Origin of the sequence: Pseudomonas sp. HLS-6, from assembly GCF_002753995.1 — a bacterium.
GTDB lineage: Bacteria > Pseudomonadota > Gammaproteobacteria > Pseudomonadales > Pseudomonadaceae > Aquipseudomonas > Aquipseudomonas defluvii.
The window spans coordinates 76,882-90,268 of sequence record NZ_CP024478.1 but is presented as its reverse complement, the minus strand read 5'-3'; the positions used below and the strand labels follow the sequence as shown (position 1 = coordinate 90,268).

Genomic DNA, 13,387 nt, shown 5'->3' with positions numbered 1-13,387 from the left:
TTTTCCTGACAGGTTATGGCGATCTTATCGGTTTTCAGATGCGCGTGTCGTGGTTAGAGTAGAGCCAATCCCAGTCTAGATAACGCCTTGGAGCGACTCATGACCCAGACCCACTACCGCAGCGGCCCTGATGCCAACGGCCTGTTTGGCGATTTCGGCGGCCGTTACGTCGCTGAAACCCTGATGCCACTGGTGCTTGACCTGGCCAAAGAATATGAAGCTGCCAAGGCCGACCCGGCGTTCATCAAAGAACTGGCCTACTTCCAGCGCGATTACATCGGTCGCCCGAACCCGCTGTACTTCGCAGAACGCCTGACCGAGCACTGCGGCGGCGCGAAGATCTACTTCAAGCGCGAAGAGCTCAACCACACCGGCGCGCACAAGATCAACAACTGCATCGGCCAGGTACTGCTGGCCAAGCGCATGGGCAAAAAGCGCCTGATCGCTGAAACCGGCGCCGGCATGCACGGCGTGGCCACCGCCACCGTAGCGGCACGCTTTGGCCTGCCTTGCGTGATCTACATGGGCGCCACCGACATCGAACGCCAGCAAGCCAACGTGTTCCGCATGAAGCTGCTGGGCGCCGAGATCGTCCCGGTCACTGCCGGCACCGGTACGCTCAAGGACGCGATGAACGAAGCCCTGCGTGACTGGGTGACCAACGTTGATGAAACCTTCTACCTGATTGGCACTGTTGCAGGTCCGCACCCGTACCCCGCCATGGTCCGTGACTTCCAGTCGATCATCGGCAAGGAAACCCGTGAACAGATGAACGCCAAGGAAGGTCGCCTGCCAGACAGCCTGATCGCCTGTGTTGGCGGTGGCTCGAACGCCATGGGCCTGTTCCACGACTTCCTCGATGACGCCAGCGTACAGATCATCGGCGTCGAAGCCGGTGGCCATGGCGTCGACACCGACAAACACGCGGCCAGCCTCAACGGTGGTGTACCGGGCGTATTGCACGGCAACCGTACCTACCTGTTGCAGGACGCGGACGGCCAGATCACCGACGCCCACTCGATTTCTGCGGGCCTCGACTACCCGGGCATCGGTCCGGAACACGCTTACCTGCACGAAGTGAAGCGCGTCGAGTACGTCAGCATCACCGATGACGAAGCCTTGGCGGCGTTCCACACCACCTGCCGCCTGGAAGGCATCATCCCGGCGCTGGAGACCGCCCACGCCCTGGCTGAAGCAATCAAACGCGCACCGACCCTGCCCAAGGATCACCTGATGGTGGTGTGCCTGTCCGGGCGCGGCGACAAAGACATGCAAACCGTAATGAGCCATATGGCCGCGACCGCACAGCAGGAGAAGCAGGCATGAGCCGTCTTGAACAACGTTTTGCCACGCTCAAGGCCGAAGGCCGTGCGGCACTGGTCACCTTCGTCACCGCAGGCGACCCAGGCTACGATGCCTCGCTGGCGATCCTCAAGGGCCTGCCCGCCGCTGGCGCCGACGTGATCGAACTGGGCATGCCCTTCACCGACCCGATGGCCGATGGTGTGGCGATCCAACTGGCCACCCTGCGTGCCTTGGACGCTGGTCAGACCCTGGCGAAAACCCTGCAGATGGTGCGCGAGTTCCGCGTCGACGACAGCACCACGCCCATCGTCCTGATGGGCTACTACAACCCGATCCACCGTTTTGGTGTCGAAGCCTTCGTCGCAGACGCCAAGGAAGCCGGCGTCGATGGCCTGATCATCGTTGACCTGCCGCCAGAGCATGATGCCGAACTGGCGACCCCGGCCCAAACCGCCGGGATCGACTTCATTCGCCTGACCACTCCGACCACCGACGATGCGCGTTTGCCACGCGTGCTCGAGCGCAGCTCGGGCTTTGTCTACTACGTCTCGGTTGCCGGTGTGACCGGTGCCGGCTCTGCCACCACCGATCAGGTCAGCAGCGCCATCGAGCGCCTGCGTCGGCATACCGACCTGCCAATCAGCGTTGGCTTCGGTATCCGCACACCCGAGCAGGCGGCGGCCATTGCCCGTCTCGCAGACGGCGTGGTGGTAGGCTCGGCACTGGTAGACAAGATTGCCCACGCAACCAGTGCTGAACAAGCCGTAGGCGATGTGCTGGAGCTGTGCTCGGCACTGGCCGAAGGTGTGCGGGCAGCGCGCAAGGCCTAAGTATCAATCGCAGGCAAGCCTGCTCCTGCACCTTGTGTGGGGGCTTGCTTGCGACACCTTAGGCTTGGCTGAAGATCGACAGGTCGAGCGGTCGCACCGCCCCCATCCAGATCCCATGATCACGATGATCGGCCAATTCGTCACCGGTCAGCGGGTGCAGGAACACCACCAGCCCGTTGCGGTACAACGCTAGCCAAGGCAGCACTACGCCAACCACTTCCGGACCAAACGCCAACTGGCAACTCCAGTCCGGGTGCGGCCCCACCGGTTGCTGATGCATCCGCCCCATCGTCACCGGAAACAGCTGCGAAGCTTCCTCGCACAGCGCCCGGGCCTGCGCCATGGTGCTGGCATCGTAATAGACATGGGCATGATAGCCCTTGATTCTTTGCACACGAACTCCTGACCCCAAAGAACGTTCACAACTATAACCCGCCCGCTCAGGAACGGCTTGCACCACCGCGCAGGAAATCGCACCCTGTGTACTGCTCAGCCGACCGAGAACCCCATGGCCTGGCCCGACCGCCACACACTCCTGCCTTTCCTTTCCTGGCTACCTCGGCAGACCCGTGCCAGCGTCGGTCGCGACCTGCACGTGGGCCTGAGCGGGGCAATCCTCGCCCTGCCGCAATCCATTGCGTATGCCCTGATCGCTGGACTGCCCGCCGAGTACGGCCTATATGCAGCCATCGTCCCTGTACTGATCGCATGCCTGTGGGGTTCATCCTGGCACCTGATCTGTGGGCCCACCGCGGCGATATCGGTCGTGCTGTATGCCAGTGTCAACCCTTTGGCCAGTGCGGGCAGCAGCGATTACATCACGCTTATCCTGCTACTGACGTTCCTCGCCGGCGTGTTTCAGTGGTTGCTGGGCATGCTCAGGTTCGGTGCGCTGGTCAATTTTGTCTCCCTGCCTGTGGTACTCGGCTTTACCCTCGGCGCCGCCGTGGTCATTGCCTTAGGGCAACTGCCAAGCCTTCTGGGGCTGGACCTGCCCAGCCAGACAACGGCCTTGAAAGCCCTGCAGGGCCTGCTTGAGCATGCGAAAAACGCCGACCTGCGTTCACTCGCCCTAGGCCTGGGTACGCTGCTGCTAGGCATTGCCCTGAGGCAGCTGCGACCGCGCTGGCCGGGCCTGCTGATCAGCCTGACCAGCGCCAGCCTGCTGTGCGCGTTATGGCCCTCCGTCTTCGGTCAGGTAGCGCGGGTACAGGGTTTCGTCGGCCAACTACCACCCTTGAGCCCACTGCCGCTATGGGACCTGGAACTGCTGCTGCGACTGCTGCCCGGTGCCGTGGCGGTGGGGATGCTCGGTCTGGTGACGAGCCTGTCGATTGCCCGTGCCTTGTCAGCACGCTCGGAGCAACTGATCGACGTCAATCAGGAAATCCGTGCTCAGGGCCTGTCGAACATGGGCGGGGCGTTCTTCTCCGGTTACCTGTCCTCAGGCTCTTTCACCCGCTCGGGATTGAGCCTGGAAGCAGGTGCCCGCTCGCCGTTGGCCGGGGTGTTTTCCGCGCTGTGGGTCGCGCTGTTCGCCGTGACCGGTGCCACGCTGATCGCCCACATTCCGCTACCGGCCATGGCCGGCAGTATTCTGCTGATTTGCTGGGGACTGATTGACCACCGGGCGATTCGGGCGCTGTTCCGCGTCAGCCGGGCGGAATTCCTGGTGATGGCAGTGACCTGCGCCGCCACGCTGCTGCTGGAGTTGCAGACCGCTATCTATGCCGGCGTACTGGTATCGCTGTTCTTCTACCTCAAGCGCACATCGCAGCCTAGTGTCCAGCACAGCCGGGAAGGTGATGTGGATATCCTGCGGGTCGGCGGGTCGATTTTCTTCGGCGCCAGCCATTACCTGCAGGTGCGCCTGCAACGCTGCCAAGGCCCGAGGGTGGTGATCGATGCCCGACAGATCAACTTCATCGACTATTCCGGAGTGGAGATGCTGCACCGCGAAGCCCGCCGCCTGCGTCGGCAGGGCGGCAGCCTGACCCTGCGTCGCGCGCGACCGCAAGTGGTTGAAGAGTTGTACAAGCTGGAAGGGGCAGCGCACTGCCCCATTCGTTTCGAGGATTAGCCGCGCGCCAGCTGACGGCGCAACTCGTCGAGGACAGGCGCAGTATCAGGGTGCACACCACGCCAGATGAAAAACGCTTCGGCGGCCTGCTCAACGAGCATACCCAAGCCGTCCAGCACCTGCGCCGCGCCCTGTTCGCTGGCCCAGCGGCAGAACGGGGTCGGTTCCTTGCCATACATCATGTCGTAGCACACTGTATGCCCCGGCTGGATCAGGCTGGCGTCAATCGGCGGAACCTCACCGGCCAGGCTGGCCGAGGTGGCATTGATGATCAGGTCGACCGGCTCTTTCAGCCAAGTAAACCCACTGGCAGCCACCGGGCCCAGGTCAGCGAACTCACGCGCCAGTTGTTCGGCCTTTTCCACCGTACGGTTGGCAATCACCAGCGACGCCGGGTTGTGCGCCAACAACGGTTCCAGCACACCACGCACGGCGCCACCGGCGCCGAGCAGCAAAATGCGCTTGCCCGTCAGTTGTACACCGGCATTCACGGTCAGGTCACGGACCAGCCCGGCACCGTCGGTGTTGTCACCCTGCAGGCTGTCATCAGCCAGTTTGCTCAAGGTGTTCACCGCACCAGCCCGGCGTGCCCGCGGGGTCAGGCTATCGACCATTCGGAAGGCTTCTTCCTTGAACGGCACGGTGACATTGGCCCCACGCCCCTGCTTGAAGAAGCCCAGAGCACAGTTACTGAAGTCGTCCAGCGGCGCAAGCAAGGTGCTGTATTCCAAGTGCTCGCCGGTCTGGTCGGCAAACAGCCGGTGGATCAAAGGCGACTTGCTGTGGCCAATCGGGTTGCCGAAGACGACATACTGGTCCATTCACGCGATTCCTGAGTCAGGCCCGAGGCTCGGGCAAGTTATCCACTGCGAGTTATCCACAACGCGGCTCAATGACCAGCTTTGGCAGCCTCGCCAAGCCAGTCGCGATCCTGCAGGAAGTACTCGGTCAAGCGTGCTTCCTCGCTGCCAGGTTCAGGCTTCCAGTCGTAGCCCCAGCGAACCTGCGGCGGCAGCGACATCAGGATCGACTCGGTACGCCCACCCGACTGCAAGCCGAACAGGGTGCCACGGTCATAGACCAGGTTGAACTCCACATAACGGCCACGGCGGAACTCCTGGAATTCACGCTGCTGTGCCGTGTATGGCTGAGCCTTGCGGCGCTGCACGATGGGCAGATAAGCCTCGACGTAGGCATCGCCGATAGCCCGCATGAAGGCGAAGCAGGTGTCGAAGTCCCATGCATTCAGGTCGTCGAAGAACAGGCCGCCGATGCCGCGAGGCTCATTACGATGCTTGAGGTGGAAATAGCGATCACACCAGGCTTTGTAACGCGGGTAAACGTCAGCGCCAAACGGCGCGCAGGCTTGCTCGGCGACCCGGTGCCAATGCACGCAATCTTCTTCGTTGGCGTAGTACGGCGTCAGGTCAAAACCACCACCGAACCACCAGACCGCTTCCTCGCCTTCTTTCTCGGCGATGAAAAAGCGCACATTGGCGTGAGAAGTCGGTACATGCGGGTTGTGTGGGTGGATCACCAGCGACACACCCAGCGCTTCAAAGCCACGCCCCGCCAGTTCTGGCCGATGGGCACTGGCCGAAGGCGGCAAACCGCTGCCGAACACATGGGAGAAGTTCACCCCACCTTTCTCGATTACCTTGCCATCGCTGATGACCCGGGTTCGCCCGCCACCGCCCGCTTCACGCGTCCAGCTGTCCTCGACGAACCGTGTACCGCCGTCTTCGTTCTCAAGGGCAGTACAAATCCGGTCTTGCAGGTCAAGCAGGTAGGCTTTCACGGCCTCGGTGCGGCTAGTCATCAGGTCACCTGGAAACGGGCTAAGGCAAATTCGGCGCGTAGCATACCACCGGCCATGGGCCTGCCGCAGTTGACGGCGATCAAGCAACGGAGTCCGATAGCAGCTTTCCCCAGGATCAATACAGGAGAGAGCAGATGGCCAAGCGTATCCAGTTCAGCCAGCATGGAGGTCCAGAGGTCCTGCAGTGGGTCGATTACGAGCCACAGGCACCCGGACCACAGCAGGTCAGCGTGCGCAACCAGGCCGTTGGCCTGAACTTCATCGATACCTACTTCCGCAGCGGCCTCTATGCACCGCCCTCACTGCCTTCGGGCCTGGGCACGGAAGGGGCAGGCGTAGTTGAGGCCGTTGGCGAGGGCGTCGAGCATTTCAAGGTCGGCGACCGCGTGGCCTATGCTGTCGGCCCGCTGGGCGCCTACAGCGAGGTGCATGTGCTGCCAGCGGCCAACCTGGTGAAACTGCCAGACGCCATCAGCTTTGAGCAGGCCGCAGCCGTGATGCTCAAGGGCCTGACCGTGCAGTACCTGCTACGCCAAACCTACGCCGTGCAACCGGGCCAGACCATTCTGTTCCACGCCGCCGCCGGCGGTGTCGGCTCGCTCGCCTGCCAATGGGCCAAGGCCCTTGGGGTCAAGCTGATCGGTACCGTGAGCTCGGCGGAAAAAGCCGAACGGGCCAAGGCGCTGGGTGCCTGGGCGACCATCGACTACAGCCATGAAGACGTCGTGCAACGGGTTCTGGAGCTGACCGATGGCAAGAAATGCCCGGTGGTTTATGACGGCGTTGGTCAGGATACCTGGCTGACGTCTCTCGACTGCCTGGCCCCCCGTGGCCTGATGGTCAGCTTCGGCAATGCCTCCGGGGCGGTCAGCGGCGTGAACCTGGGCATTCTGGCGCAGAAAGGCTCGCTGTATGTCACCCGACCAACGCTGGCAGGCTACGCCAACACCCCAGCCAACACGCAAGCAATGGCCGATGAACTGTTCGGGATGATCGCCAGTGGCAAACTGACGGTGGATATCCAGCAACGCTACCCGTTGAGCGAAGCGGCCAAGGCCCAAACCGAGCTGTCGGCACGACGGACAGTGGGGTCCACGGTACTGTTGCCTTGACACCACCCGGTAGGCACCCGCCTTGCCGGCGATAACCGCAGCGCCGTGCCTGTTCCTGCACGGCGCGCGAATCGCTGGCAAGGGCGGTTTAGCGCTCCTCAGCCCGGTCGGACAACATCGCCGGTCATCAGGTCGCGAATCACACTCGGGTTCTTGCGACCGCCCAAGGCACCACCAAGCACCAGATCCAACTGGCCATGGAAGTACTGCTCAACCCGCAGCCGCGTGCGGGCTGCAGGCCGCCCCTGAGGGTTGGCCGAGGTCGACACCAGCGGCCCGACCAGCGCACACAGGTCACGCACCACCGGGTGATCGCTGACACGCAGGGCGACGGTGTCGTGCATGCCGGTGATCCACTCCGGGAGCATTCCCTGATGCGGCACCAACCAGGTGTTCGGACCCGGCCAGGTACTGCCCATGCGGTCGAGCCAGGTTTCCGGAAAATCCTCGAACAGAAAATCGAACTGGCGAATATTGTCGGCGATCAGGATCAACCCCTTGTCTACCGAACGCGACTTGATCGCCAGTAACCGATCAACCGCTTCCTCGTTCCAGGGATCACAGCCCAGACCCCAGACGGCTTCGGTGGGATAGGCAATCACCGCACCCGCCCGAATCTCGCGTGCAGCTTGTTGCACGCGCCAATTGCTCACCATTGCTGTCACTCCGCTAAAAGGCTGACGAGCAGTGTACTTAGCCCGGCCGAGCAAACCAACGGCCTGCTTCATTACAAACCTGCCCGGCCAGCTCAAGTTCAGTCAGTGCCGCCAAGACACGCGACAACGGCCAACCACTAGTGTGCGCCAGGCTTTCGCTGCTTTGCGGCGCGGCCAGGAGCAGCGCCAGCAGCGGGTTGGACGGTACCTGCAACACTGGCTGGGTCACCGGCAGGTTCTGCCACCCACTCAGGGTTTCCAGTATGTGCTCAATGCGCTCGACCAGCAGCGCGCCATCGCGGATCAATTGATGGCAGCCCTTGGCACCCGGATGATGGATGGACCCCGGGATGGCATAGACCTCTCGCCCTTGCTCAGCCGCCAGACGCGCTGTGATCAACGAACCACTGGCCAGGCTGGCCTCAACCACCAGCACACCCAGCGACAAGCCGCTGATGATGCGGTTGCGCCGGGGAAAATTTCCGGCGACGGGTCCGGCGTCCAGCGGAAACTCTGACACCACCGCGCTACCGCGCTCCGCCATTGCCGCCGCCAGCGCTCGATGGCGCTGTGGATAACATTTTTGCAGCCCGGTTCCGACCACCCCGATTGTCTGTCCACCGACGTCCAGCGCGGCCTGGTGAGCCACACCATCAATGCCCGCCGCCAAACCACTGGTGACGACAAAACCGGCCTGTGCCAGGCAGCGGGAAAACGCCGCCGCTGTCGCCAGGGCGGGGGGCGATGCACGCCGACTGCCGACGATGGCCAACTGTGGTTTCTCCAGAATGGCCGGGTCACCGGCCACGAACAGCAGCGGCGGGGCATCGTCCAGTTCGGCCAGCAAGGCCGGGTAGGTGGCGGCGTCCCACATCAGCAAATGCTGGCCTGGGCGCTCTAGCCAGGCCATTGCGGCCGCCGCACCATCACGGATCTCCGGGCTGCGCCGCGCCTCCACTGCGGTGGCTGGCACGCCCAGCGGACGCCAGGCGGCAGCCGGTGCGCTGAGCGCTGCCGAAGCACTACCAAAGGCTTCGATCAGTTTACGGAAACGCCGAGGCCCGAGCTCCGGCAGCCGATGCAAGCGCAGCCGCGCCTCCAGTTCGGCGGGTGGGCAGGTCGAAAAATCATTGCACATCATCTGATCATCCTTGATTCAGAGGCCCGGCGAAGCCAACAACAAGCTGTGGATAACTCTGTTGATAATCGATTGACAACATGTGCGTCAGTCAACACCGCTCCGCTCACCGGGCCGATGCATGGGGGTGGCTGCTAAACGTTAGCTGACCTTTTCACAGGTGCCGAACGCGTCGAATCCCTTTATTATGTGCATTCATGTTTGTATTACTTCGCACAGTGCAGCTCATACGCTTATGGCCATTCTGAACATCCTCGAATTCCCTGACCCGCGTCTTCGCACCATTGCCAAACCGGTAACGGAAGTTGACGACGCCGTACGCCAGCTGGTCGACGACATGTTTGAAACCATGTACGAAGCGCCGGGTATCGGCTTGGCCGCAACCCAGGTCAACGTACACAAGCGCATCGTGGTCATGGACCTGAGCGAAGACCGCAGCGAACCTCGGGTGTTCATTAACCCCGAGCTGGAAATGCTCACCGACGACATGGGCCAGTACCAGGAAGGCTGTTTGTCGGTGCCGGGCTTCTACGAGAACGTCGACCGCCCACTGCGCGTCCGGGTCAAGGCCCTGGACCGTGATGGCCAACCGTTTGAACTGATCGCCGAAGACCTCCTGGCCGTGTGCATTCAACATGAGTGCGATCACCTCAACGGCAAGCTGTTCGTCGATTACCTGTCGACCCTGAAACGCGACCGGATCAAGAAAAAACTGGAAAAACTTCACCGCCAGCAAGCTTGATCCCCTCATCCAGAAGGCTTGCTCCGGCAAGCCTTTTTCTTTTTTAAGCGAGAACTCCATGCGCATCGTCTTCGCGGGCACTCCTGAGTTTGCCGCCGAACACCTCAAAGCCCTGCTCGACAGCCCCTACGACATCGTCGCGGTCTACACCCAGCCGGACCGTCCCGCCGGGCGCGGACAAAAACTGATGCCCAGCCCGGTCAAACAATTGGCCGCGCAGCACGGTATCCCTGTGTTGCAGCCGCCGACCCTGCGCGATGCCGACGCCCAGGCCGAACTGGCCGCGCTGCAACCGGACCTGATGGTAGTGGTGGCGTACGGTTTGATCCTGCCGCAGGTCGTGCTGGATATTCCGCGCCTGGGTTGCATCAACAGCCACGCCTCCTTGCTGCCGCGCTGGCGCGGTGCGGCGCCGATCCAACGGGCCGTGGAAGCAGGCGACCCGGAAAGCGGCGTGACCGTCATGCGCATGGAGGCAGGCCTGGACACCGGGCCGATGCTGCTCAAGGTCAGCACGCCGATCAGTGCCACCGATACCGGTGGCAGCCTGCACGACCGCCTCGCCGAAATGGGCCCGCCCGCCGTCCTGCAAGCCATTGCCGGCCTCGCCGACGGCACGCTACAGGGCGAAGTGCAGGACGATGCACTGGCCACCTATGCACACAAGCTGAACAAGGACGAAGCACGCCTGGACTGGAACCGGCCTGCGGTTGAGCTGGAACGCCTGATCCGTGCCTTCAACCCCTGGCCCGTGTGCCACAGCACCCTGAGCGGCGAAGCCGTGAAAGTGCTCGCGGCAAGCCTGGCTGAAGGCCATGGTCAACCCGGCGAGATCATCAGCGCGAGCAAAGACGGCCTGGTGGTCGCCTGTGCTGATCAGGCGCTGTGCCTGACCCGCCTGCAACTGCCCGGGGGCAAAGCGCTGAACTTCAGCGACCTGTTCAACAGCCGTCGCGAGAAATTCGCCGTCGGCACGGTGCTGGGCCAATGAACCCGCGTCTGGCCGCTGCCCGTGCCCTGGCCGCCGTTCTCAGCGGCAAGGCATCGTTGAACAGCTCGCTCCCGGCACAACTGGATAAAGTCGAGGCGCGTGATCGCGGCCTGACCCAGGACCTGGCCTTCGGTACTGCCCGCTGGCAGCCGCGCTTGTCGGCGCTGGCCGAACAGTTGCTGCAAAAACCCTTCAAGAGTGCCGATGCCGATGTACAGGCATTGTTGCTGGTCGGTCTGTATCAACTGCTCTACACCCGTACCCCCGCGCATGCGGCCATCGGCGAGACCGTTGGCTGTGCCGACAAACTGAAAAAGCCCTGGGCCAAGGCCCTGCTCAACGCTGTACTGCGCCGGGCCCAGCGTGAAGGCAATGAGTTGCTGAGCGCATTGGAGCGCGACCCGGTGGTGCGTACCGCCCACCCGCGCTGGCTGCAGAAGTCGCTCAAGGCCTTCTGGCCAGAGCAATGGGAAGCGATCTGCGCCGCCAACAACGCGCACCCTCCGATGATCCTGCGGGTGAATCGTCGTCATCACAGCCGCGACGCCTACCTGCAGTTGCTTGCCGAGACCGGTATTCAGGCCGCGCCGTGTCAGTACAGCCGCGATGGCATCGTTCTGGCCGAGGCCAGCGACGTGCGCAACCTGCCTGGCTTCGACCAAGGCTGGATCAGCGTTCAGGACGAAGCCGCGCAACTGGCCGCCGACCTGATGGACCTGGCCCCTGGGCAACGGGTGCTGGATGCTTGCTGCGCCCCGGGCGGAAAAACCTGTCACCTGCTCGAAGCAGAGGCCGGGCTGCAACAAGTGGTCGCCATTGACCTGGAGGCCAAACGCCTGACGCGCGTACGGGAAAACCTTGACCGTCTGGGCCTTGACGCACAATTGATCGCCTGCGACGCACGGGATACCGCCAGTTGGTGGGACGGCAAGGGCTTCCAGCGCATCCTGCTCGACGCCCCCTGCTCGGCAACCGGGGTCATCCGCCGCCACCCGGACATCAAGCTGACCCGTCAGGCCGAGGACATTCCGGCCCTGGCCAGCCTGCAGGGCGAACTGCTCGATGCCCTGTGGCCAACCCTGGAGGTCGGCGGGATCCTGCTCTACGCCACCTGTTCGAGTTTGCCAACGGAAAACACGGAAGTAATCGACGCCTTCCTCGCCCGCACGCCAGGTGCCCGCGAGCTGGACCTGGCGACTGCCGCTGGGCTGCGTCAACCTCATGGTCGCCAGCTGCTGGCGCAAGAGGGTGGGCACGACGGTTTCTATTACGCCAAGCTGATCAAGATCGCCGCGGCTCGCGGATAACGACAATGGAAAGGGAGTAGCGGATGAAGATCATCATCCTGGGTGCGGGGCAGGTTGGCGGTACGCTGGCCGAACACCTGGCCAGCGAAGCCAACGACATCACCGTGGTCGATACCGATGGTGATCGCCTGCGCGACCTCGGCGACCGCCTGGATATCCGCACGGTCCAGGGCCGGGGTTCGTTCCCGACGGTCCTGCGTCAGGCCGGTGCCGACGATGCCGACATGCTGGTTGCGGTGACCAACAGTGACGAGACCAACATGGTCGCCTGTCAGGTCGCCTACACCCTGTTCCATACCCCGACCAAAATCGCCCGGGTACGCGAGTCGGCCTACCTGACCCGTGCCGGCCTGTTCAATAACGAGGCCATTCCGGTCGATGTGTTGATCAGCCCCGAACAGGTGGTGACCCACTACATCAAGCGCCTGATCGAACACCCAGGTGCCTTGCAGGTGATCGACTTCGCCGAGGGCAAAGCCCAACTGGTGGCGGTCAAGGCCTATTACGGTGGCCCGCTGGTGGGCCAGCAACTGCGCCAGATCCGTGCGCACATGCCGAATGTGGATACTCGCGTTGCGGCGATCTTCCGCCGTGACCGGCCAATCCTGCCCCAGGGCGACACCGTGATCGAGGCCGACGACGAAGTGTTCTTCATCGCCGCCAAGGCGCACATCCGCGCCGTGATGGGCGAGCTGCGGCGTATCGACGAAACCAACAAGCGGGTGGTCATCGCCGGTGGTGGGCAGATCGGTGAGCGCCTGGCGGAGGCCATAGAAAGCCGCTACCAGGTCAAGATCATCGAAATGAACCCGGCACGCTGCCGCTACCTGTCCGACACTCTGGACAGCACAGTGGTCCTGCAAGGCAGCGCCTCGGACCGCGACCTGATGGTCGAAGAGAATATCGCCGAAGCCGACATTTTCCTGGCCCTGACCAACGACGACGAAGCCAACATCATGTCTTCGCTGCTGGCCAAGCGCCTTGGTGCGCGCAAGGTGATGACCATCATCAACAACCCGGCCTATGTCGACCTGGTGCAAGGTGGCGAAATCGACATCGCCATCAGCCCGCAACTGGCGACGATCGGTACCTTGCTGGCCCACGTACGTCGAGGCGACATCGTCAGCGTCCACTCGCTGCGCCGAGGGGCGGCCGAGGCCATCGAGGCCATCGCTCATGGCGACTCGAAATCGAGCAAGGTCATCGGCAAGGCCATCGAAGACATCGCACTGCCACCGGGCACCACCATCGGCGCGATCATCCGCGACGAGGAAGTGCTGATCGCCCACGACGACACCGTGATCGAAGCCGGTGACCGGGTGATCCTCTTTGTTGTGGATAAAAAGTACATCCGTGACGTCGAGAAACTCTTCCACGTTGGCTTGAGCTTCTTCTAAGAGGAACGGC

13 protein-coding genes are annotated in these 13,387 nt (G+C 62.9%); 8 read left to right on the top strand and 5 right to left on the bottom strand.

Going from position 1 to position 13,387, the window contains the following annotated elements:
- The first annotated feature begins 99 nt into the window (after positions 1-99).
- Positions 100-1,326: a tryptophan synthase subunit beta gene (gene trpB, locus CS390_RS00390; RefSeq protein WP_099773229.1), complete on the top strand. Its 1,227-nt coding sequence runs from the start codon at positions 100-102 to the stop codon at positions 1,324-1,326.
- Positions 1,323-2,135: a tryptophan synthase subunit alpha gene (trpA, locus tag CS390_RS00385; protein WP_099773228.1), complete on the top strand. Its 813-nt coding sequence runs from the start codon at positions 1,323-1,325 to the stop codon at positions 2,133-2,135. Before trpB ends, trpA begins: the two co-directional genes overlap by 4 nt.
- A 58-nt stretch (positions 2,136-2,193) precedes the next feature.
- Here the strand turns inward: trpA and CS390_RS00380 are convergent, their stop codons facing one another.
- The gene (locus CS390_RS00380) at positions 2,194-2,529 is read right to left on the bottom strand and encodes a DOPA 4,5-dioxygenase family protein (RefSeq protein WP_065759097.1); all 336 of its coding nucleotides are present in this window, start codon (positions 2,527-2,529) and stop codon (positions 2,194-2,196) included.
- A gap of 114 nt (positions 2,530-2,643) precedes the next feature.
- On the opposite strand from CS390_RS00380, the gene CS390_RS00375 reads away from it, so the two are divergent.
- Positions 2,644-4,215, top strand: a complete 1,572-nt coding sequence (locus CS390_RS00375) for a SulP family inorganic anion transporter (protein WP_099773227.1) — start codon at positions 2,644-2,646, stop codon at positions 4,213-4,215.
- On the opposite strand, the gene aroE is transcribed toward CS390_RS00375, so the two are convergent.
- Both aroE and hemF read right to left on the bottom strand, forming a co-directional pair.
- Positions 4,212-5,036: a shikimate dehydrogenase gene (gene aroE / locus CS390_RS00370; protein WP_065759099.1), complete on the bottom strand. Its 825-nt coding sequence runs from the start codon at positions 5,034-5,036 to the stop codon at positions 4,212-4,214. The genes CS390_RS00375 and aroE overlap by 4 nt on opposite strands.
- 68 nt (positions 5,037-5,104) lie before the next feature.
- Positions 5,105-6,034 carry an oxygen-dependent coproporphyrinogen oxidase gene (gene hemF, locus CS390_RS00365; protein ID WP_065759100.1) on the bottom strand — a complete coding sequence of 310 codons (930 nt, stop codon included), beginning with the start codon at positions 6,032-6,034 and terminating at the stop codon, positions 5,105-5,107.
- 134 nt (positions 6,035-6,168) lie between these two features.
- Here hemF and CS390_RS00360 point away from each other — a divergent pair, with 134 nt between their 5' ends.
- The gene (locus tag CS390_RS00360; RefSeq protein ID WP_065759101.1) at positions 6,169-7,146 is read left to right on the top strand and encodes an NADPH:quinone reductase; all 978 of its coding nucleotides are present in this window, start codon (positions 6,169-6,171) and stop codon (positions 7,144-7,146) included.
- 98 nt (positions 7,147-7,244) lie between these two features.
- Here CS390_RS00360 and CS390_RS00355 read toward each other — a convergent pair whose 3' ends face one another.
- Both CS390_RS00355 and dprA read right to left on the bottom strand, forming a co-directional pair.
- Entirely contained in the window at positions 7,245-7,802 is a 558-nt protein-coding gene (locus CS390_RS00355; protein WP_065759102.1) for an L-threonylcarbamoyladenylate synthase, read from the bottom strand.
- 37 nt (positions 7,803-7,839) lie between these two features.
- On the bottom strand, positions 7,840-8,943 hold the full coding sequence (gene dprA / locus CS390_RS00350) for a DNA-processing protein DprA (protein ID WP_099773226.1): 1,104 nt from the start codon (positions 8,941-8,943) through the stop codon (positions 7,840-7,842).
- A 232-nt stretch (positions 8,944-9,175) separates the two neighbouring features.
- On the opposite strand from dprA, the gene def reads away from it, so the two are divergent.
- The 4 genes from def to trkA are packed head-to-tail and all read left to right on the top strand — an operon-like array spanning position 9,176 to position 13,377.
- Entirely contained in the window at positions 9,176-9,682 is a 507-nt protein-coding gene (gene def, locus CS390_RS00345; RefSeq protein WP_065759104.1) for a peptide deformylase, read from the top strand.
- 58 nt (positions 9,683-9,740) lie between these two features.
- Positions 9,741-10,673 (top strand): methionyl-tRNA formyltransferase, encoded by a 933-nt coding sequence (fmt, locus tag CS390_RS00340; RefSeq protein WP_099773225.1) that lies wholly within the window; start codon positions 9,741-9,743, stop codon positions 10,671-10,673.
- A complete protein-coding gene (rsmB, locus tag CS390_RS00335) occupies positions 10,670-11,980 on the top strand; it encodes a 16S rRNA (cytosine(967)-C(5))-methyltransferase RsmB (RefSeq protein WP_065759106.1) in 1,311 nt (436 codons plus the stop codon). The genes fmt and rsmB overlap by 4 nt, the downstream gene beginning before the upstream one ends.
- Before the next feature lie 23 nt (positions 11,981-12,003).
- Positions 12,004-13,377 carry a Trk system potassium transporter TrkA gene (gene trkA, locus CS390_RS00330; protein ID WP_065759107.1) on the top strand — a complete coding sequence of 458 codons (1,374 nt, stop codon included), beginning with the start codon at positions 12,004-12,006 and terminating at the stop codon, positions 13,375-13,377.
- Positions 13,378-13,387 lie beyond the last annotated feature (10 nt).